This is a genomic window from Pseudonocardia terrae (assembly GCF_021343995.1).
GTDB lineage: Bacteria > Actinomycetota > Actinomycetes > Mycobacteriales > Pseudonocardiaceae > Pseudonocardia > Pseudonocardia terrae.
Map to the genome: position 1 here is coordinate 42,038 of NZ_JAJTTE010000046.1, position 19,136 is coordinate 61,173.

The window sequence follows — 19,136 nt, forward strand, 5'->3', positions numbered from 1 at the left end:
TCCGAGCAGGTTTTCGGACGTTCGGCGTCCAGGAAGTGGGTGACCGGGTGGTGCAGAGGGTCCCCGCGGGCGGTGTCCCCGCGGGTGTGGAGGTCGTCGGGACCGCGCAGCGCGAGGCGTGGGCGGCGAAGGTGCTCCCGCCCGTCGAGCGGCTGGAGGCGGGCCTATGGTCCGTGCCGGTCCCGATCCCGCACAACCCGTTGCGGTACACGCTCAGCTACGTCGTCCCGGGCGACGACGGCGTGGTCGTCGTCGATCCCGGGTGGGACACCGACGAGACCTGGGACGCCCTGGTCGCCGGGCTCGGGGCCGCGGGCGCGGGCTTCGACGACGTCGTCGGGATCGTCGCGACGCACGTCCACCCCGACCACCACGGCCTGTCCGGCCGGCTCGCCGAGCGCAGCGGCGCGTGGATCGCGATGCACACCGCCGAGGCCGCGACGCTCCCCCAGCGGTGGAGCTCCGGCAGCGCCGAGGACCGCCGCCGGGTCATGGCCGGCTGGCTCTGCGGTTGCGGCGCGTCGGAGACCGACGTCGGCGAGCTGACCGGGCCGCGTTCCGGGGGACCCGACGGGTCGATGGCCGAGCCGGACGTCCTGCTCGACGACGGCGACGTGCTCCCGTTGAAGGGCCGCACCCTCCGCACGCTCTGGACCCCCGGCCACACCCCGGGGCACATCTGCCTGCTGGAGGCCGACGCGGGGGTCCTGCTGACCGGCGACCACGTCCTGCCGCGGATCACCCCGAACATCGGCCTCACGCCCAGCTCCGACGCCCCGGCCCTCGCCACCTTCCTCGACTCGCTCGAGCGCGTGGCCGTCACCGACGACGAGCACGGCGGGCTCACGGCGCTGCCGGCGCACGAGTACCGGTTCCGGGGCCTCGCCGCGCGGTCCCGCGCGCTGCAGGCGCACCACGCCGAGCGGTGCCGGGAGCTCACGGAGATCGTCCGCCAGGCCGGCGAGCCGACGATGTGGGAGCTGGCCGCCCGGCTGACCTGGTCGCGGCCGTGGGAGGAGGTCGGCCCGATGCGGATCGGCGCGCTCGCCGAGACCGCCTCCCACGTGCGCTACCTCGTCGACCGCGGCGAGCTCGAGTGCCTCGGGGGCGTCCCTGGCGCCATCACGGCGCCCGAGCCGGACCACACGCTGCGGGTCCGGCTCGCGCGCCGCGCCGTCGCCTAGACGCCCCCAGAGTCCTTCTCGATCAGCTCGCGCGCCTCGGCCTCGCTGGACACCGCGGGCTGGGAGCCGGCGAGTGGGCGGCGGGCGCTCTCGGCGAGCAGCCACACCGAGACCGCCCCGACGACCCCGGCCGCCATCAGGTAGTAGCCGGGCCAGTTGAGGTCCCCGGTGGCCAGCACCAGCGCCCCGATCACCGTGGCGGCCGTGCCGGCGAAGGCGGACACGAAGAGGTTGAAGGTGATCGACAGGCCACCGTAGCGGATCTCGGTCGGGAACAGCGCCGGGAGCGTCGACGGCGAGGTCGACGAGAAGCAGACCAGCATCAGGCCCATCACCAGCAGGCCGAGGAACGTCGTGCCGACCCCGCCCTGGCGCAGCAGCAGCACGGACGGCAGGCCGAGCACCACCAGCGCGACCGACCCGATCATGAGCACCGGGCGCCGGCCGATCCGGTCGCTGAGCCGTCCGAGGAACGTGATCACGGCCATGAGGATCACCAGCACGGCGATCTGCAGCAGGTTCGACGCCGACTCGCTGATCCGGTCCTCCGGCGGCAGCGTCTCCGTGACGTAGGTCGGGACGTACGCGGTCAACACGTAGTTCGTGACGTTCCAGACGACGATCACGCCGCCCGCGATCAGCATCTGCTTCCAGTACTTCGTGAAGATGAGCCGGAAGGCGCGGCCGGTCGGGGTGCCCTCCTTGGACTCCGACGACTTCAGCATCGCCTGGAAGGCGGGCGTCTCCTCCAGCTTCACCCGCAGGTAGAGCCCGATGACGCCCAGCGGCAGGGCCAGCAGGAACGGGATCCGCCAGCCCCAGCTCACCAGCTGCTCGGGGGTGAGGAGCCAGGTCAGGAACGTGACGAGCCCGGCGCCGAGCGCGTACCCGGTGAGCGTGCCGAACTCCAGCCAGCTGCCCAGGAACCCGCGCCGCCGGTCGGGGGCGTACTCGGCGATGAAGGTCATCGCGCCGCCGTACTCGCCGCCGGTGGAGAACCCCTGGATCAGCCGGACCAGCAGCACCAGCAGCGGCGCCGCGATGCCGATCGTCGCGTAGCCGGGCAGCAGGCCGAGGATCGTCGTGCCGGCGGCCATCATGATCACCGTGATCGAGAGGACCTTCGTGCGTCCGACACGGTCCCCGAGCGGGCCGAAGAACAGCCCGCCGAGCGGCCGGACGACGAAGGAGACGGCGAAGACCGCGAACGCGTACACGGTCGCCGTCGCGGGGGGCAGGTCGCTGAAGAAGACCTTGGTGATCGTGACGACGAGGTACGAGTAGACCCCGAAGTCGTACCACTCGGTGACGTTGCCGATGGCGGCCGCGCCGACCGCCCTCCGGATCGTCGCCTCGTCGGTGATGGTGATCTCGTCCAGGGTCAGCCCGGAGTCGTGTCCCTCGTCGGCCACTACATGTCCTTCCGTCATACCGCCGGGGAACGCTAGTCGCGGTACCACGGGATTGCAGGACGGAACGATCAGGCGTGTTGCGCGTTCGCGCTGGTCAGGAAGCTTCGTCCGATCACGTGGCGGGAGTCGCACGATGGCGGCGGCGCCCGGGTACCCGGCGAACCGCGCCTCATCCGCGGTCGCTCCGCCCGCTGCGGGCGAGCCCGCTCGCTCGCACACCGACTCGCCGCGGCCCTTGCACGTGCGGCTCGCCCACCCGGTTCGGCCCACACCTACTGCTCGCCGGTCCCACATCCATCCCGGCGTCGCATGCCCGTTCCGACCCGGCCGCACACCCGCGAAGTTGGTCACACACCCACTCCCGCGCGGCACACCCACTCCTGCCCGGTCCCACACCCGCAGAGTTCGTCGCAACACCCCGTCGACGGCCCGCGGGGAGCACTTTCGGGTGTGCGCGGGTCGGGCAGTCGTCGAGAGCACCGCAACGCCTCCCGAACCGGTGGCACCCGGTCGATCACGCCAACCGCGCGGGCCCACTGCGCACCCCATCCGGCGCGCCACAACCGGTTGTCCGCGGCGCCACTACTGCGGTGTCCGTCGCACACGCTGTCGACGGGCTGCGAGACACGGCGTCCGATGTGCGAGCGTCGATCAGCCGTCGAGAGCGCGGCGGAGGCGGGCGGCGACCGGGCCGAACTCGCGGAGCTCGCCCCAGGTCCAGCGCAGGACCGTCCAGCTGGCGGCGCGGATCGCCTCCTCGCGCACCTTCTCCGCGAAGACCGCGTCGCCGGCCTCCTGCCCGGGTGCGAGCAGCCGCCCGTACTTCACGCGGCCGTCGAACTCCCCGACCACGCGCTGCTCCCGCCAGGCGAAGTCCACTCGCCCGTCGGCACCGTGCGCCACCCGGGGAACGACGAGTTGCAGGACCGGCGGCGGGAGACCGGCCGCTACGATCGCGATCCGGCTGCGGGACTCCCCCGCGCTCTCCGCACCGTCGGCTGCGAACCGTCCGACCCGGCGCGCCGCCGGTCCACCCGGCCAGCCGGTGGCTCTGCCGATCGCGTCGTCCCAGTCCACTCGCGTGAGCGGTGCCCGCCCTGGCGTGCGCGCTCGCCGCAGGTCGAGCGCAGAGTCGACGGCGACGACGGCCTGCTCGTACGGCAGCGTCCGGGCGAGGTCGACCGCAGTGCGGGCCAGCGAGGTGACGGCGACGCCGTCGACCTCGACGACTTCGTCGTCGTGCAACCGCGCGGTGTGCAGGTGGAGGCGGCGCGACGTCCGGCCGCCACTGGTCGCGTCACGGGTGACATGCACTTGGTCGAGCCGGACCGCCCACAGCCGTAGCCCGTGCAGCACGGCTGCGGAGGCGTGGCTGATCACCGAGCCCTTCGCCAGCAGCGGCAGCGTCGCCTGCACCAGTAGGGCGTGCCGTGCCTCGGGCGTCTCGAGACGGTCGTCGGCCGGGTCGGTAGAGGCGCCGCGTCGAACGAGCGCGAGTGTGCCGGAGCTGCGCATCCGCCGGATCTCGGCGGCAGTGGAACCCGCGTCGAGCAGGGAGCGCCGGGTGCGGAGGCCGTGGGGGTCCATGGGTGGGAGGGTGCCGGTCGACGGGACGGTGCCGGGTCGACTCGCGCCATCCCGTCACGATCGCGAACGACCGGCACCGGATCACACAGCCGGAACGGCGCGGCGCAGCCGGAACGACGCAGCACAACCGGAACGACGCAGCACAACCGGAGCCGCGGCGCAGAAGGACACTGCGGCCCGGGCGTCCGCTGCGTGCTGTGCGGGGGAGCCGGAGCGGCACAACCGGAGCGGCGCGACACAGCTCGTCGACGGGGTGTTCCGCGCCCCTCCCGGGTGTGACCAGGCGCCCGAGTGGGTGTGGGAGGGGCGAGCGGCTGTGTCGGACGGCCCGAGTGGGTGTGGGAGGGGCGGGATGCGGGATCCGGTGGATGTGCGAACCGGAGCGCCTCAGCGGCGTCGGCGGTCGTGGAGGTCGGTCGGCCGGAACCGACCGGTGGGAAGGCAACAACCGCGGAGGCTTGCAGGGCCAATGCCCCGGACGGCCCGTACGCCGGCACACCCCCAACGCACGACACCCGTCGCCGACGGGGTGTGCCGAGCTCTGCACGCGTGTCCGGACGCCGGAGCGGGTGTGAGAGGGCTGGCGGGTGGGGGAGCCGTCGGCTCAGTGGCGTCGACGGCGGCCGTGCCGGAGATCGGCGCAGGCCAGGCAGGTGTCGGCGGCGGGGAGGGCCTCGAGGCGGACCTCGGGGATGACGGCCCCGCAGTGGGCGCAGCGGCCGTAGCCGCCCTCACGCAGGCGGTCTGCGGCACGGTCGAGGGCTGCGATCTCGTCCCTGGCGCCGCCGAGCAGGCCGAGGAGCTGGGCGCGCTCGTAGCCGATCGTGACGCCCTCGGGGTCGTGCTCGTCGTCGTGCGTGGTCAACGCCTGTTGTTCCGCGAGCGCCGCGACCTGCACCTCGAGAGCCGCGGCCCGGGCGACGGCGGCGGCGCGTGCCGCCGCGATCCGGTCGGCGGGGCGCGACGGACCGGCCGACGACAGCTCCGTCGGCTCTCCAGGGTCCGCGGCGGAGCGCGCGACGGCGTCGGGGCCGGGATCGGGAGGCATGCCTCCACTCTCCCGGCCCCGCCCGTCGACCGCAGCTCCTCCCGACCGACTCGCGCTACCCCGACTCGCGCCCCGGTCGTCGCGACTCGCGGAAACCCACACCCCGACTCGCGGAAGCCCACACCCCGACTCGCGGGAGCCCACAGCCCGACTCGCGCTACCGGAACCGTCGAGTCGCAGGGGCTCAGACCGCCGCGGGCGCCCCGACGAACCCGGCGAGGCGGCTGGTGATGATCTCCTCGGCCTCCCGGACGATGCGGGTGATCAGCTCCTCGCAGGTCGGGATGTCGCGGATGAGCGCCTGCACCATCCCGGCCGACCAGATGCCGTGGTCGAGGTCGCCGGTCTCGTAGACGACCGCACCGCGCTTGCCCGCCACGAGGTCGCGGACGTCCTCGAACTGCGCGCCGGCCTTGAGCTTCTCGACGACCTCGCGGGACACGGCGTTGTCGGCCACGCGGGCGGTGTTGCGCAGCTGCCGGAAGATCAGCTGGGTGTCCCGCTCCCCCGCCTCGACCAGGCGGTCCTTCACGTTCTGGTGGATGCCCGACTCCACGGTCGCCATGAAGCGGGTGCCCATGTTGATGCCGTCGGCGCCCAGTGCGAGCGCCGCGGCGAGCCCGCGCCCGTCGCCGAAGCCGCCGGAGGCGATGAACGGGATCTCCAGGGCGTCGGCCGCGGCGGGCAGCAGGATCAGCCCGGGGACGTCGTCCTCACCGGGGTGCCCGGCGCACTCGAAGCCGTCGATGGACAGGGCGTCGACGCCCAGGTTCTGCGCCTTGACCCCGTGCCGGACCGAGGTGCACTTGTGGATCACCTTGATGCCGGCGGAGTGGAAGTGCTCGAGGTGCTCGACGGGGTTCGACCCCGCGGTCTCGACGAAGGGCACGCCCTCGTCGATGATCACCTGCCGGTACTCCGCGTAGGGCGGCGGCACGATCGCGGGCAGGATCGTGAGGTTGACACCGAAGTTCTTGTCCGTCAGCTCCCGGCACCGCCGGATCTCCGCCCGCAGGTCCTCGGGGGTGGGCTGGGTGAGGGCCGTGATGAAGCCCAGGCCGCCCGCGTTGGCCACCGCGGCGACGAGCGGCGCCCGCCCGACCCACTGCATGCCGCCCTGCGCGATGGGGTGCTCGACCCCGAACAGTTCCGTGAAGCGCGTCCGCATCCTTGCTCCGCTCCCCGCCCGCCGGGGGCCGCACCCGCCCGGTGCGCCCGGCCGCGAGAAGCCCCACTGAACGAACGATCGACTAGTCCTCGTCCCCGTGATCGTGCCCGTCGCGCGCGCGGCGCGTCAATGAACTCCGGCTCACGTCACGGCGCTCAGGTCACGGAGCTCAGGTCACGGAGCTCAGGTCACGGCGGAGGCCGCCCGGACCGGGGACCGCAGGAACATCTCGTCCGGCCACGGCCCCGTCCCGACGACGGCGGCGAAGTGCCCGTCGATCCACTCCCGCTCGGCGGCCCGGTGCCCCGCGGCGTCGGCCGGCTGTGGCAGGCCCGACCAGCCGCACTCGCACCGGGGGATCACGGCGACGTACGCGGACCAGCGGTCCCGGACGTCGGTCCAGATGTCGGTGGCCCGGCCGGCGGCGTCGAGCCCGGCGACGTAGCCCTCGTGCTCGTCCGTCGACTCGTCGGCCGCCGGCCCGATGTACAGCATGGGCGCCACCCTGACGCCCGGAAGGTTGCCCCGGGAAGGACCCGGGGACTTCCTCACCCGGCGGGTCCGCGAACGGGCCCCGTGGACCGACGAGCGGCGGCCACCGCGGACACCCCGGACACACCGGAGCCGCCACGACCGCTCGCGAGGTCGTGACGGCTCCGGTCCCCGGTGGGCAGGTCGGCTAGTTGACACCGCCGACGAGGCCGTAGGCCGGCGCGATCGCGTCGAAGACCCCGAAGGTGGGGTCGTCGATCGGGACCGGCACGTGGTCGGTCGCCCACACCGGGTTGCCGGCGACGGCGGGGCCCGGCTCGGTCGGCGGCTCGGCGATGACCGGGGCGGCGTTCGCCGTGCCGGCGAGCGCACCGCCGGCGAGCGTGGTCAGGGCGAGCCCGCCGAGCACGCCGGAGGTCACACGGATCATGGATGGTTCCCTTCTGGTGATCAGCAGATCGAGTCGGCCGGCTTGGGGTTCGTGTGCCCGAACAGCGGCCGCAGCCGCAGCCCCACCCACGTCCCGGCCAGCGCGACCACACCCCAGATCCAGCCGTGCAGGCTGAACGAGGCGATCCCGGAGAAGTAGGCGCCGATGTTGCAGCCCCCCGCGAGCCGCGCGCCGTACCCCATGAGGATCCCGCCGAACACCGCGCCGACGGCGATCTTCCAGGGGATCCGCTTGTGCAGCATGAAGGCGCCGCCGACGGCCGAGGCGACCAGCGCGCCGATCATGATGCCGAGGTCGAGCACCGAGATCCGGTCGGCGAGGACCGGCCCGGCGAGTGACTTCGCGTTGGCCGGCTGCTGCCAGAACGCCCAGTTCTGCGGCTCGGCACCGAACCACTGCAGGACCTTGGCGCCCCACAGCCCGAACGCCGATGTCACGCCCCACGGCTGGCCGGACACGAACAGCACCGCGGCGTTGAGCACGGCCAGGACGATCGCGCCGACCCACAGCGGCCACGAGCCGCGCAGCACGCGGGCGATCCCACGGGCCGACGGCGGCCGCTCGACCGGCGGCGGGTTGCGGCGCCTGGCCACCCAGTACGTCGCGCCCGTGATCACCGCCAGGACCAGCAGCGATGCGGCGACGGCCCCGGGGACGCCGCCGAAGACGTCGATCAGCGAGATCGAGGGGCCCTGCGGCACGACGTCGTTCCAGAACGGGAAGGACAGCGCGGCGAACACCGAGCCGACGATGAACCCGATCAGCGTCAGCACGATCGCGCTCTGCCCGCTACCGACCGCGAAGAGGGTGCCGGAGGCGCAGGAGCCGCCGATCTGCATGCCGACACCGAACAGGAAGGCCCCCACGACCAGCCCGATCCCGACCGGCGAGACGTAGCCCTTGGGGTCGCCCGAGAGCCCGATGCCCGTCGCGAAGATCACGCCGAACAGCACCGTGGCCACGCCGAGCATCACCATGTGCGCCCGGATCGCCGCACCCTGTCCGACGGCCACGAGCTGGCGCCAGCCGGAGGTGAAGCCGAAGCGGGAGTGGAACAGGGTGAACCCGAGGGCGAGGCCGAGCGCGCCGGTGCCGACCGTGGTGGCCGGGGCGACCCGCGAGATGCCCCACAGCAGCAGGGCCGCCAGCAGGACCGCCACGGCGGAGGGGATCCACTTGACCGGCGGCGCCGCGCGGTCGGCCGGGCCGAACGCGGCCCGCTCCTGGGCCGGGACCCCGCGCAGGGCCCGCACCAGCGGGTTCCCCGCCGGCCCACCCACCGGATCGTCGAGCACGGACATGACTGGTCTCTCCTTCACGAGGGATCGAGGGGGGCACTCACCGGGACGACGGTGCCGTTCGGGAACCAGGCGGCGGGGTTGCCGCCGCCGTGGTGCCCGTCGGTCTCGCCCGGCGGGTTCACGGTCATCGGGACGTCGACGGGGGCCGCACCGAACAGGGTGGGGCGGTCGTCGAGCGGGACGCCCGAGTGGGCGGCCCAGCGGGCGTACCCGGAGGTCGAGGGCGCCTCGCCGGGGAACGCCGCGCCGACCTCACCGGCGTAGCGCTGGGCGAGCTGGTCCTGCGGGTTGAAGGCCAGCGGCACCACGGACGACGACGTCCGCGTCACGACCCCTGCCGTCAACAACCACGGGGCCAGATACGTTCCGCCCAGATGGGTCGGGGTCTCGAGGGCCCGGGCCGAGGCCTCCTGCAGGGCCACCGCGGCGGGCGCCCAGCCGGACACGACGATCAGGGCGCTGTCGGCGTCGGGCCGCTCGACGAGCCGGGCGCCGGCCTCGGTGGCCCGGGTCCGGACGAGCTCGGCCGCCGCCCGCGAGCGGGGCGAGTCGTCCGCCACCACGCGCACGCTGCGCACCCCGTGGTCCGTGAGCGTGCGCACGGTGGCCCGCAGCGCTCCGGCGTCGGCCTCGGAGAGGGCGTCGCCGGGACACCCGCCCGCCCCGGCCCCGACCTGCGGGGCCGGCTCGCCCGGCCGCTGCCCGACGAGGTCCCCGAGCAGGGCGGCCGCGCACTCCGGCCCGTCCGGGCCGGTCAGCGCACCCTCGGCGGGGGTGGCCGCCGCCGACCCGGTGTCCACGGGGACGGTGCTCGTCACGCCGCCGGCCGTGACCGTCAGCGTGCTCGCCCCCGCGGGCAGGTCGACGACGGCCCAGCCGCCCGCCGCACCGTTTCGCGCCGTGAACGGGACGGCGGGGGCGGACGTGTCGGACGAGACGCTCGCCCCGGAGGGGAGCGTCGGGCCGTGCTGGTGGCCGCCGGTGGCGAGCGCGACGGGCCGGACGGAGCCGCCGCCGGGAGCCGGGTAGCCCGTCCCGGAGAGGCGGACCAGGTTCGGGCCCGGCCGCATCGGGGCGACCAGCACCGCGAGTCGCTCGGCCCCGGCGTCGACGGTGCGCAGCAGCGGTCGTCCCGGCTCGGGACCCGGTCCCGGCAGGGGCAGCGCCGCGAGCAGCGCCGCCGCCGCGAGCCCGGTGACGCCGGCGACCCCGGCGATCCGGTACAGCTCCCGCTCCCGCAGCCGGCCGGCGGGCCGCAGCGTCGCGAGCCACCCGACCACCACGAGCGCGGGCAGCACGACGGCCGCGAGCCCGGCCAGGCCGTACCCGCTCCCCGTGAGGTCGTGGGCGGTCTCCGGCCCACTGACCAGGAGCTGCGCGATCCCGGCCGCGACGGCGACGGGTCCCGCGGTGATCGCGACCCGGGCGAGCACCCCGGACCGCGGGGCCACGCCCTCGTCGTCCGGGGGCCGGGCCACCGCGGCGAAGGGCTCCGTCGGCGCCTCCGCGGCGGCGCGGCTGCGCACACCGGTGAAGGGCACACCGGCAGAGGGCACACCGGCAGAGGGCACGCCGGCAGAGAGCACACCCGCGACGGGCACACCGGCGACCCCGGTGACCCTGCTCGCGGACGGCACGGACCCGGCCGGGACCGCGGGTTCCCCCACCCGCGGCCCCGGCGCGGGCCCGGCCCGCCGGGACACCGCGGCCGCGACCGCCGTGGCCCCCACGAGCACGCCCGAGGCGACGGCGTAGACCCCGTCGAGCGCGAAGGCGAGGCCGGTGTGCGCCGACCCGAGCTGCGCCGCGAGCAGCACCAGCAGCAGCGCCCCCGGGGCGGCCGACCAGCGGGTCCCCAGCAGGGCCGCGGCCACCAGGGCGAGCACCACGTGCGCCGCGGTGCCGAGCACCGACACCGATCCGGTGAGATGCGTGACCTCGGCCGCGGCGGCCACGACGCCCGCCGCCACCCACGCCGTCACCTGCAGCCCGCGCGAGGCGTATCCGGCGAACAGGCCCCGCGCCCCGCCCTGCCGCCGAGCACCGACCACGCCGTGGACCAGGGCGATCCCGCCCGCCAGTGCGGTGCCGACCAGCAGGGCCAGGCGCAGCAGCACCACGCCCGCCCCCGCCTGCTCCCCCAGTGCCGCTGCCGCACGCGCGGCCGGGGTGGCGGTGGCTGCGAGGGCGGTGCCCCCGCTCGCCACGAGGGCGAGCGGGAGCACCACCACCGACGCGGCGGCCGCCCGGCCGCGGCGCACCAGGGCGCGCCGCGACCGGGAGACCCGGTGCCGGGTGTTACTTGATGTCGGCATCGTTCGTCACGAACAGCATCGAGTGGGGCTTCGCGTTGCCGAAGGCGCCGTGCGGCCAGCGCTCCCGGTTGAACGAGATGCAGGTGTCCCCCGTGTTCTCGTCCTTGAAGTCCTCGTCGAGCTTCAGCTGCCCGTCCTTCTCGATGTCCACGATGCAGACGCGGTGGTCGCCGTCGGTGCCGGTGCGGGCCACGAAGTAGTTCGCGGTCGCCAGGCGCTTCGGCTGGTCGGTCTGGTGGTAGAAGCCGTCGTCACCCAGCGTCAGGGTGTCCAGGGCGCCCCAGTGCGGGCCGCCGGCGGCCACACCCGGGTTGATCGCCTGGTGCCCCTTGAGCGTCGGGCAGTCGGACTCCGCGCCACCCCCGGCGATCTCGTCGGCGGTGTCGATCGAGCAGGTGGCCTTGTCGCCCGCCTCGACCAGCTTCGAGATGTCGAGCGCGATCACGCCGCCGGAGGTGCCGGGGTCGTCCTCGCCCAGCGCGCCGGGCTTGCGGCCGATGATGGCGTGGTACAGCGTCGTGTCGTCCGGGCTGGTCTGCAGCCACCCGCCGTTGGAGCTCGGACCGCCGTTGTCACCGGCGGCCGGGTCGAGCTCCTTCACCGCGTTGGACAGGTCGTAGATCTCCCGCCATTGCGGCTCCGGCACCGTGATGTCCGGCGTGTAGAACAGCGCACCACCCTGCATGGTCTGGGCGAAGGCGCCCTTGTGACCCGGCAGGTTGGTCACCGTCGTCTCCATCGCCGCACGGTTCTCGTTGTGCAGCGGGTCCTGGCCGTTGGACCGCGGGCCGGTCGGCAGGTAGGACACCGACTTCACCTTGGGGTGGTTCAGGTCGGAGATGTCCCAGGTCCGGACCGTGGGTCGACGCAGGTACGGCGACGGCGCCTTGACCGGGTCGAGGATGATCGTCCGCGGCTCGGCGTAGTCACTCGTGACCATGGTGTTCAGGTCCTCGCGGACCTGGATGCCGTGCGGGTTGGCGCAGCTGGGCTGGCCGAGCGCCGGCATGTTGAGGCACTGCGTCGGGTCCTCCGGCGTGCTGGTCGCGGCCGGGGCCTCGACCAGCTTCTGCCCGTCCGGACCGAACCGGACGACCTCGCCCGGCGTGCCCGCGAACCCGTTGCCGGTGCGGACCTCGCCGTTGGAGTAGGTGCAGGGACCCGGGACGACGGGGCCGCCCATGTAGGTCCCGTAGGCCGTTCCGTCCTTCAGAACCCAGTACGCGTCCGGCACCGACCCGCAGAGGGTTTGGCTGGGGAGGCTGATGCCGGACAGCTTGAGCTCCGGCAGCGCGGACACGTCGAAGACGTAGGTGGCCGCCGAGAAGAGGCCACCGGCGTAGATCTTGTCGCCCTTGCGCCACGAGTACTGCATGTGGTGCGGCTCGTTCTCGACCAGCGGGCCGACGGTCGCGGTGTTGACGACCTTGCCGTAGCTGGGCGAGCCCTTCGTGACGTCGACGACCGCCATGAAGTCCGGGCCCGGCAGGGCGTTGCGGACCTTGTCGGTCGGGTTGGTCAACGAGCCCGGCAGGTTCTTGACGTCCGGGACCGCGGTGTCGGCGACGTTCTCGTCACCGGCCCACACGACCATGTACTCCGGTCGCGTCGACGCCTCGTGCGAACCCTCGGCGGCGTCGGTGTCGATGTTGTTCTCGACCCAGTAGTCCTTGCCGTCGGCCCCCTTGAGGGAGGACTTGACGGTCTGGACGTCGGCGTACGCGTCGCCGCCGGGGAGGGTGGTCACCCCGGCGACGACACCGAGGGCCAGCAGCCCCAGAAGGATCTTCTTCTGCGTGGATGGTCGGCTTCGCAAGCTTTGCCTCCGTGCGCGCATCCCGGCCTCAGCTCGGCAGCAGTCGGCCGGGCGCACCCGCCGCCGACTGGGTCAGCCCGGCGATCGGGACGCCGGCGGGAGCGAAGTCGCGGGCCTGGTTCAGCAGGTCGCCCTGCTCGAACGCCGTGTACGACGGCTCCACGTACGGGGCGGTCGGAGCCGGGGCGGGCTCCTCGTCGTAGTGGGCGGTGAGCAGCGGCGCCAGGTCCGGCACCAGGTCCGGGGTCACGGCCTGGGCCGGGCCGCTGAGTCCGACGACGGCGGCGCCCGCCAGGGTCGCGGACCCGGCGAGCCGGGTCAGGGCCGACCGGGGTGGTCGGTATCGGTGTCGGGGCACGGGGTGTCTCCACTTCTTCTCATCTGGGGAGCGAACGGCGGCGGACCGGCACCCGGGGATCCGTCCGGGTCCGATATGGACGGACGTGCGACGGTGGGGCGGGCGGCGGTGGGCACGCACGAGGCACACCGGGAGTCACGAACTCGGCCGGACGGACGGTGCGCCCGAGGGAGGGCGAGAGGCGAGGGGCGGCCCGGAGGGGCCCGGGCCTCAGCCCACCGTCGCGCTACACAGCGCGCTCGCCACGCGACGCAGGTCGACGTGACGTCGACAGGCGAAGCAGTCGGTGAGGCGCATGGCCGGAACTGTGTCATCCGGACGGAGCAGTGACGATCACCGGGGTCGGACAGAGGGCCGTCCCACGCCGTTCCGGAGCCATTTCGGACCCGTTTTCGTGGCCGGGGCCACTCGAATCGACCGTTCTCCGGGCCTTCTTCGGGTCGAACGGCGGCCTGTGACCCGCACCGAATTCTTCACGCGATCGTGTCGGCCGAGCCGGGAACCGATCACCTGTCAGCGTCCCGACCTGCCGTTCTCCGACCACTTCCCCGAGTGGGTGACAGTTGCTCCGCGGGTGGATCTTCACGCAGCGTGAACAGTACCGCCCGGCCGACGGAATCGGAGCGGGAAAGCGACAGGAATGGGCTCGACCCATCGCCGATCGGACAATTGCCGTCGATCTGGAACGCCCGATCACGCAATGTCCGGTCATTCCCGCGCGCCTTTCCGCGGCCCGGATCACACTTGACCGACACACGGATCGCGACCTACCGTCGTCGTCAGGTCAAGAGCGCCAGCGCCAAGCCCCGGCTCGCTGGCCGGCAACCCTCCTCCGCGGTGGGGTGCTCCGGGTGACGACCGGGCCGCCGCGCACCCGCGGCCGGCAAGCGCGGACCCTCACGTCCGGCACCTCGTGCCGTACCGGGTCCTGAGTGATCCGGGAGGATCCACGATGTCCGACGTCCGTACCCAGGCCGTCCGAGGGCCGCTCTGCACCGAGGCTCCCGGCTGCACCGCCGCGGAGGAGCCCACGCGCACCGCGACCACCACAATCCGCGCGACGGCAACCTCGACCACGACGCCCACCACGACGCCCACCAGGACCCAGGCGCCCACGCCCCTGCCAGAGCTGGTCGGCACCGGGCTCCCGGTCCCGCTGGTCGACGGCCGCACCGTGCCCTACGCGAACCTCGACCTCGCCGCGAGCGCCCCCGCCCTGCGCGCGGTCGCCGACCACGTCGCCGAGCTGCTCCCCTACTACTCGAGCGTGCACCGCGGCGCCGGCTACGCCTCGCAGGTCTGCACCTCGGTCCTCGAGGGCGCCCGGGAGACCGTGGCCCGGTTCGTCGGGGCGCGCGCCGACGACGTCGTCGTGTTCACCCGCAACACCACCGACGCGCTGAACCTGCTCGCCGGTGCGGTTCCCGGCGCGACGCTCTGCCTGGACGTCGAGCACCACGCCACGCTGCTCGCCTGGCGCGACACCGACCACCGCGTGCTGCGGGCCCCGGACACCGTCGACGAGACCCTCGAGCTCCTGCGCGACGCGCTGACCGCCGAGCCCACCGCGCTGCTGGCGGTCACCGGCGCCTCCAACGTGACCGGCGAGATCCTGCCGATCGACGAGATCTGCGCGATCGCGCACGCCGCGGGCACCCGGGTGGTGCTCGACGCCGCCCAGCTCGCCCCGCACCGGCGGGTCGACATCGCCGCGTCCGGTGTGGACTACGTCGTGCTGTCCGGGCACAAGCTCTACGCCCCCTACGGCGCCGGCGCGCTGATCGGGCGGCGGGACTGGCTCGACGTCGCCACCCCGTACCTCGCCGGCGGCGGCGCGGTCCGCTCGGTCGGCGTGGCGGACCGCACCGCCGAGGTCAGCTGGGCCCCGGCACCGCACCGGCACGAGGCCGGCACGCCGAACGTCCTCGGCGCCGCCGCGATCGCCGCCGCCTGCCGCGCCCTGGACCCGGTGATCGACGAGGTCGCGCCCGCGCACGAGCGGGCCCTGCTCGCCCGCCTGGTCGACGGGCTGTCCGGGATCACCGGCGTCCGCCCGCTGCGGATCTGGGCCGACGCCCCGGACCGGGTGGCCGTCGCCTCCTTCACGGTCGCCGACGTCCCGGCCGGGCTCGTCGCGACGGCGCTGTCCGCCGAGCACGGCATCGGGGTGCGCGACGGCCGCTTCTGCGCCCACCCGCTGCTCGCGCGGCTCGCCGGCGGGGCCGACGCCGTGCGCGTCAGCCTCGGCCTGAACACCACCGTGGAGGACGTCGACGGGCTGGTCGCGGCCGTCCGTGCGATCGCGACCTCCGGCCCGGAGTGGGACTACCGGGAGGTCGACGGCCGCTGGACCCCGACCCCGGACCCGCGCGACCTCGACCCGCTGCGGCTCGGCGCCGTCGCCGGGCCGGGCGGGGCGGCCTGCGGGCACTGAGCCGAGCAGGACCAGCGGGTGCCCGTCGCCGAGCGGCGGGGCACACCGCTCGGCCTGTGCGGTCGGGTGTACGGGCGCATCGTCGGCGCGTCACCGTCGTTTCCCCGCAGGCGTGGGTGGTACACCCACCCCGGGCGACGACCGGGTCGCGGCGAGCACGGAGAGTAGATGGCAGACGACGCAGCGCTGGCCCACGGACAGGCCGGGGAGAGCGCGGAGCAGCAGACCCACGAGCCCAGCGAGATCACCTACGCGGAGCATCTGCATCCCGCGCGTCCCCGCACGCTCCGGCACCGGGCCCGGGCCAAGTCGCCCGTCGTCCGGCGGTCGGTCGCGAAGGACGGCGCGGCGACCGGCGAGAACCCGGCGTACGTGTCGTGGCTGCTCAGCCAGTCGATGCTCGCCGACGCCAACGAGATCGCCCGACAGTTCTCCGGCCAGGGCACGATGTGGCAGAACCCGTTCGCCGACCCGGGTCCGCGCCAGGCCGTCGAGTCGGCCTCGGTGTGGTTCACGGCCTACCCGATCTCGCTGATCACGCGGCCCGGCGAGTCCTTCCTCTGCGCGCTGGGCGACGAGGCGCTCTGGAACGCCTTCTGCACCATCGGCATCGAGGCGATCCACACCGGACCGGTCAAGCGCGCGGGCGGCATCTCCGGCTGGCAGTTCACGTCCAGCGTGGACGGCCACTTCGACCGGATCGGCACCGAGATCGACCCGGCCTTCGGCACGGAGGCCGAGTTCCGCGCGATGTGCGGCATGGCCACCTGGTCCGGCGGCACGATCATCGACGACATCGTGCCCGGCCACACCGGCAAGGGGGCGGACTTCCGGCTCGCCGAGCTGAAGTACGGCGACTACCCGGGCATCTACCACATGGTGGAGATCGAGGAGGAGGACTGGAACCTCCTGCCCGAGGTCCCGCCGGGCCGGGACTCGGTGAACCTCGACGGGCCCACCGAGGAGGCCCTCGAGAAGGCCGGGTACATCATCGGCCGGCTGCAGCGGGTGATCTTCTACGCCCCGGGCGTCAAGGAGACGAACTGGAGCGCGACCAAGCCGGTGGTCGGCGTCGACGGGGTGGCCCGCCGGTGGGTGTACCTGCACTACTTCAAGGACGGCCAGCCCTCGATCAACTGGCTCGACCCGTCCTTCGCCGGGATGCGCCTGGTGATCGGCGACGCCGTGCACTCGCTGGCCGACCTCGGCTCCGGCGCGCTGCGGCTCGACGCCAACGGCTTCCTCGGCGTCGAGAAGAGCGCCGAGGGCATGCCGGCCTGGTCCGAGGGCCACCCGCTCTCCTCCGCGGCCAACCACCTCATCGCCAGCATGGTGCGCAAGCTGGGCGGGTTCACCTTCCAGGAGCTGAACCTGACGATCGACGACATCCGCGCCACCGCCGAGGCCGGCCCGGACCTGTCGTACGACTTCGTCAACCGCCCCGCCTACCACCACGCGCTGGTCACCGGCGACACCGAGTTCCTGCGGCTGACCCAGCGGACCTCGCTCGAGCTGGGCGTCGACCCGGCCGGGCTGGTGCACGCCCTGCAGAACCACGACGAGCTGACCTACGAGCTCGTGCACTGGGCGAACGGGCACCGCGACGACGTCTACGCCTTCGCCGGCGAGGAGCTCACCGGCGAGCAGCTCGCCGAGTGGATCCGCGCCGACCTCACCGCGACGCTGACCGGCGAGAACGCGCCGTACAACCAGGTGTTCACCACCAACGGCATCGCCTGCACCACCGCGACCGTCATTGCCGCGACGCTCGGGCTGTCCTCGCTCGACGCGATCACGGACGACGACGTCCCCGAGATCATGCGCGTCCACCTGCTGCTGGCCATGTACAACGCCTTGCAGCCCGGTGTGTTCGCCCTCTCCGGCTGGGACCTCACCGGCATGCTCACCCTGCCGGCCGAGGAGGTCGCCGAGCTGATCGGCGAGGGCGACACCCGCTGGATCCACCGCGCCGCACACGACCTCATGGGCGTGGCGCCGCACGCCGTGAAGTCGGCGTCCGGGATGCCCCGGGGCCGTTCGCTGTACGGGCCGCTGCCCGCGCAGCTCGAGGACGAGCGCAGCTTCGCCCGCCAGCTGCAGGCGATCCTGGCCGTCCGGTCCCGCTACGGGATCGCGGTCGCGCGGCAGGTCGACATCCCGGACGTCTCGCACCGCGGGATGCTCGTGCTGGTCCACGAGCTCGACCCGGGCGAGGACGGCGGCCGCCGGATGCACGTCACGGTGCTGAACTTCGCCGCCGAGGCCGTGGCCGGCACCGTGCGCTCCGAGCACCTGGTCCCCGGCAGCCGGGTCGTCGACATGTTCACGGACAAGGAGTGCGGCGTCGTCGACGACCTGCAGGCCTTCGTCGTGGAGCTGGAGCCGCGCCAGGGCCACTCGCTGCTGCTCGAGGTGCCCGCCGAACCGCATTGACGCACCTGTGCGTGGTACGTGGTGCCGGAACACCACTTACCGCCCACGGGCGGCGGAGCCACAGGTCAGAAGGGGTGGTTCTGGCCGCCGAAGACCTCGCTGACCGAGTCGTTGGTGAAGATCCGCCGGATCGAGTCGGCGAGCAGCGGCGCGCAGGACACGACGTGCACGGTGTCCGGGGCGCCGGGCCTCAGCGGGATCGTGTCCGTCACGACGATCTGCTCGAAGGGCGACGCGGCGAGGTTCTCGTAGGCCTTCCCGCTGAACACGGCGTGGGTCGCGGCCGCGACCACCCGCCGCGCACCCGCCCGGGCGACGGCCTCTCCGGCGGCGCACAGCGTGCCCGCGGTGTCGATGATGTCGTCGACGATGATCGCGGTCCTGCCGCGGACGTCGCCGATCACGTGGCCGATCTGGGCGACCTGCTGCTGCGGGCGCTCCTTGTCCAGGATCGCCAGGCCGGCGCCGAGCCGCGTGGCGAACTGCTTGTTCAGCTTGACCCGCCCCGCATCGGGCGCGACGACGACCAGGTCCTCCCCGGCGAGGCCCGCCGGCCCCGTGAAGTGGTCGGCCAGCATCATCAGCGCCGTCATGTGGTCCACCGGGACCTGGAAGAAGCCCTGCAGCTGCCCGGCGTGCAGGTCCATGGTCAGCACCCGGTCGACGCCGACGGCCTCGAGCGTGCGGGCCACGACGCGGGCCGAGATCGGCTCGCGCGCCGCCGACTTCTTGTCCTGCCGCGAGTAGCCGTACCAGGGCGTCACGGCGATCACGCGGTGCGCGCTCGCGCCGACCGCGGCGTCGATCATGACGAGCAGCTCGAGGAAGGCGTCGTTGGCGTTCACGCCGGTCTCGGGGTTGCCGCACATGGGCTGGACGAGGAAGACGTCCGCCCCGCGGATCGACTCCTCGAACCGGCAGTACACCTCGTCGTTGGAGAAGGTCCTCAACGTGATCGGTCCGGGCGTGATCCCGAGCCGCGCGCCGATGGCCTCCGCCAGCGCGGGATTGGCCCGCCCCGAGAAGAGCATGAGCCGCTTGTCGTACCCGGTGCGCAGCGAGCAGCCGTCTGAGCCGTCAGGGCCGTCGGAGCCGTCGGAGCCGTCGGAGCCGTCGGAGCCGTCGGAGCCGTCGGAG

14 protein-coding genes and 1 riboswitch are annotated in these 19,136 nt (G+C 73.6%); of the genes, 3 read left to right on the top strand and 11 right to left on the bottom strand.

Annotated elements, in window-relative coordinates:
- The first annotated feature begins 47 nt into the window (after positions 1-47).
- Complete coding sequence (locus LWC33_RS25990; protein WP_233307301.1) at positions 48-1,184, top strand: MBL fold metallo-hydrolase; 1,137 nt, start codon at positions 48-50, stop codon at positions 1,182-1,184.
- Here the strand turns inward: LWC33_RS25990 and LWC33_RS25995 are convergent.
- The 10 genes from LWC33_RS25995 to LWC33_RS26040 all read right to left on the bottom strand — a co-directional run bounded on the left by LWC33_RS25995 (position 1,181) and on the right by LWC33_RS26040 (position 13,132).
- Positions 1,181-2,596 (bottom strand): MFS transporter, encoded by a 1,416-nt coding sequence (locus LWC33_RS25995; protein WP_233307302.1) that lies wholly within the window; start codon positions 2,594-2,596, stop codon positions 1,181-1,183. The two genes, LWC33_RS25990 and LWC33_RS25995, sit on opposite strands and share 4 nt — an antisense overlap.
- Positions 2,597-3,247: 651 nt before the next feature.
- Positions 3,248-4,183: a hypothetical protein gene (locus LWC33_RS26000; protein ID WP_233307303.1), complete on the bottom strand. Its 936-nt coding sequence runs from the start codon at positions 4,181-4,183 to the stop codon at positions 3,248-3,250.
- Positions 4,184-4,787: 604 nt separating this feature from the next.
- Positions 4,788-5,231: a TraR/DksA family transcriptional regulator gene (locus LWC33_RS26005; protein WP_233307304.1), complete on the bottom strand. Its 444-nt coding sequence runs from the start codon at positions 5,229-5,231 to the stop codon at positions 4,788-4,790.
- Positions 5,232-5,415: 184 nt separating this feature from the next.
- Positions 5,416-6,399 (bottom strand): NAD(P)H-dependent flavin oxidoreductase, encoded by a 984-nt coding sequence (locus LWC33_RS26010; RefSeq protein ID WP_233307305.1) that lies wholly within the window; start codon positions 6,397-6,399, stop codon positions 5,416-5,418.
- A 183-nt stretch (positions 6,400-6,582) separates the two neighbouring features.
- Positions 6,583-6,894, bottom strand: a complete 312-nt coding sequence (locus tag LWC33_RS26015) for a hypothetical protein (protein ID WP_233307306.1) — start codon at positions 6,892-6,894, stop codon at positions 6,583-6,585.
- Between the two features lie 184 nt (positions 6,895-7,078).
- Complete coding sequence (locus tag LWC33_RS26020; RefSeq protein WP_233307307.1) at positions 7,079-7,321, bottom strand: hypothetical protein; 243 nt, start codon at positions 7,319-7,321, stop codon at positions 7,079-7,081.
- 20 nt (positions 7,322-7,341) lie between these two features.
- A complete protein-coding gene (locus tag LWC33_RS26025) occupies positions 7,342-8,643 on the bottom strand; it encodes a YeeE/YedE family protein (protein WP_233307308.1) in 1,302 nt (433 codons plus the stop codon).
- Positions 8,644-8,657: 14 nt separating this feature from the next.
- Complete coding sequence (locus LWC33_RS26030; RefSeq protein WP_233307309.1) at positions 8,658-10,958, bottom strand: hypothetical protein; 2,301 nt, start codon at positions 10,956-10,958, stop codon at positions 8,658-8,660.
- The gene (locus tag LWC33_RS26035; protein ID WP_233307310.1) at positions 10,942-12,795 is read right to left on the bottom strand and encodes a selenium-binding family protein; all 1,854 of its coding nucleotides are present in this window, start codon (positions 12,793-12,795) and stop codon (positions 10,942-10,944) included. The genes LWC33_RS26030 and LWC33_RS26035 overlap by 17 nt, the downstream gene beginning before the upstream one ends.
- Positions 12,796-12,802: 7 nt before the next feature.
- Positions 12,803-13,132: a hypothetical protein gene (locus tag LWC33_RS26040; protein ID WP_233307311.1), complete on the bottom strand. Its 330-nt coding sequence runs from the start codon at positions 13,130-13,132 to the stop codon at positions 12,803-12,805.
- Between the two features lie 782 nt (positions 13,133-13,914).
- Positions 13,915-14,028, top strand: a riboswitch (SAM riboswitch).
- 56 nt (positions 14,029-14,084) lie between these two features.
- Here LWC33_RS26040 and LWC33_RS26045 point away from each other — a divergent pair.
- Positions 14,085-15,566 (top strand): aminotransferase class V-fold PLP-dependent enzyme, encoded by a 1,482-nt coding sequence (locus LWC33_RS26045; RefSeq protein ID WP_233307312.1) that lies wholly within the window; start codon positions 14,085-14,087, stop codon positions 15,564-15,566.
- Positions 15,567-15,734: 168 nt separating this feature from the next.
- Positions 15,735-17,999 carry a maltose alpha-D-glucosyltransferase gene (gene treS / locus LWC33_RS26050; RefSeq protein WP_233307313.1) on the top strand — a complete coding sequence of 755 codons (2,265 nt, stop codon included), beginning with the start codon at positions 15,735-15,737 and terminating at the stop codon, positions 17,997-17,999.
- 65 nt (positions 18,000-18,064) lie between these two features.
- Here treS and LWC33_RS26055 read toward each other — a convergent pair whose 3' ends face one another.
- On the bottom strand, positions 18,065-19,030 hold the full coding sequence (locus LWC33_RS26055; RefSeq protein ID WP_233307316.1) for a ribose-phosphate diphosphokinase: 966 nt from the start codon (positions 19,028-19,030) through the stop codon (positions 18,065-18,067).
- Between the last annotated feature and the right edge of the window lie 106 nt (positions 19,031-19,136).

What these genes read in the sequence shown, in the direction of transcription:
- LWC33_RS26000 (WP_233307303.1), bottom strand. Translation starts at nt 4,183, where the DNA reads ATGGACCCCCACGGCCTCCGCACCCGGCGCTCCCTGCTCGACGCGGGT.
- LWC33_RS26005 (WP_233307304.1), bottom strand. Translation starts at nt 5,231, where the DNA reads ATGCCTCCCGATCCCGGCCCCGACGCCGTCGCGCGCTCCGCCGCGGAC.
- LWC33_RS26010 (WP_233307305.1), bottom strand. Translation starts at nt 6,399, where the DNA reads ATGCGGACGCGCTTCACGGAACTGTTCGGGGTCGAGCACCCCATCGCG.
- LWC33_RS26015 (WP_233307306.1), bottom strand. Translation starts at nt 6,894, where the DNA reads ATGCTGTACATCGGGCCGGCGGCCGACGAGTCGACGGACGAGCACGAG.
- LWC33_RS26020 (WP_233307307.1), bottom strand. Translation starts at nt 7,321, where the DNA reads ATGATCCGTGTGACCTCCGGCGTGCTCGGCGGGCTCGCCCTGACCACG.
- LWC33_RS26025 (WP_233307308.1), bottom strand. Translation starts at nt 8,643, where the DNA reads ATGTCCGTGCTCGACGATCCGGTGGGTGGGCCGGCGGGGAACCCGCTG.
- LWC33_RS26030 (WP_233307309.1), bottom strand. Translation starts at nt 10,958, where the DNA reads ATGCCGACATCAAGTAACACCCGGCACCGGGTCTCCCGGTCGCGGCGC.
- LWC33_RS26035 (WP_233307310.1), bottom strand. Translation starts at nt 12,795, where the DNA reads ATGCGCGCACGGAGGCAAAGCTTGCGAAGCCGACCATCCACGCAGAAG.
- LWC33_RS26045 (WP_233307312.1), top strand. Translation starts at nt 14,085, where the DNA reads ATGTCCGACGTCCGTACCCAGGCCGTCCGAGGGCCGCTCTGCACCGAG.
- treS (WP_233307313.1), top strand. Translation starts at nt 15,735, where the DNA reads ATGGCAGACGACGCAGCGCTGGCCCACGGACAGGCCGGGGAGAGCGCG.
- LWC33_RS26055 (WP_233307316.1), bottom strand. Translation starts at nt 19,030, where the DNA reads ATGCTCTTCTCGGGGCGGGCCAATCCCGCGCTGGCGGAGGCCATCGGC.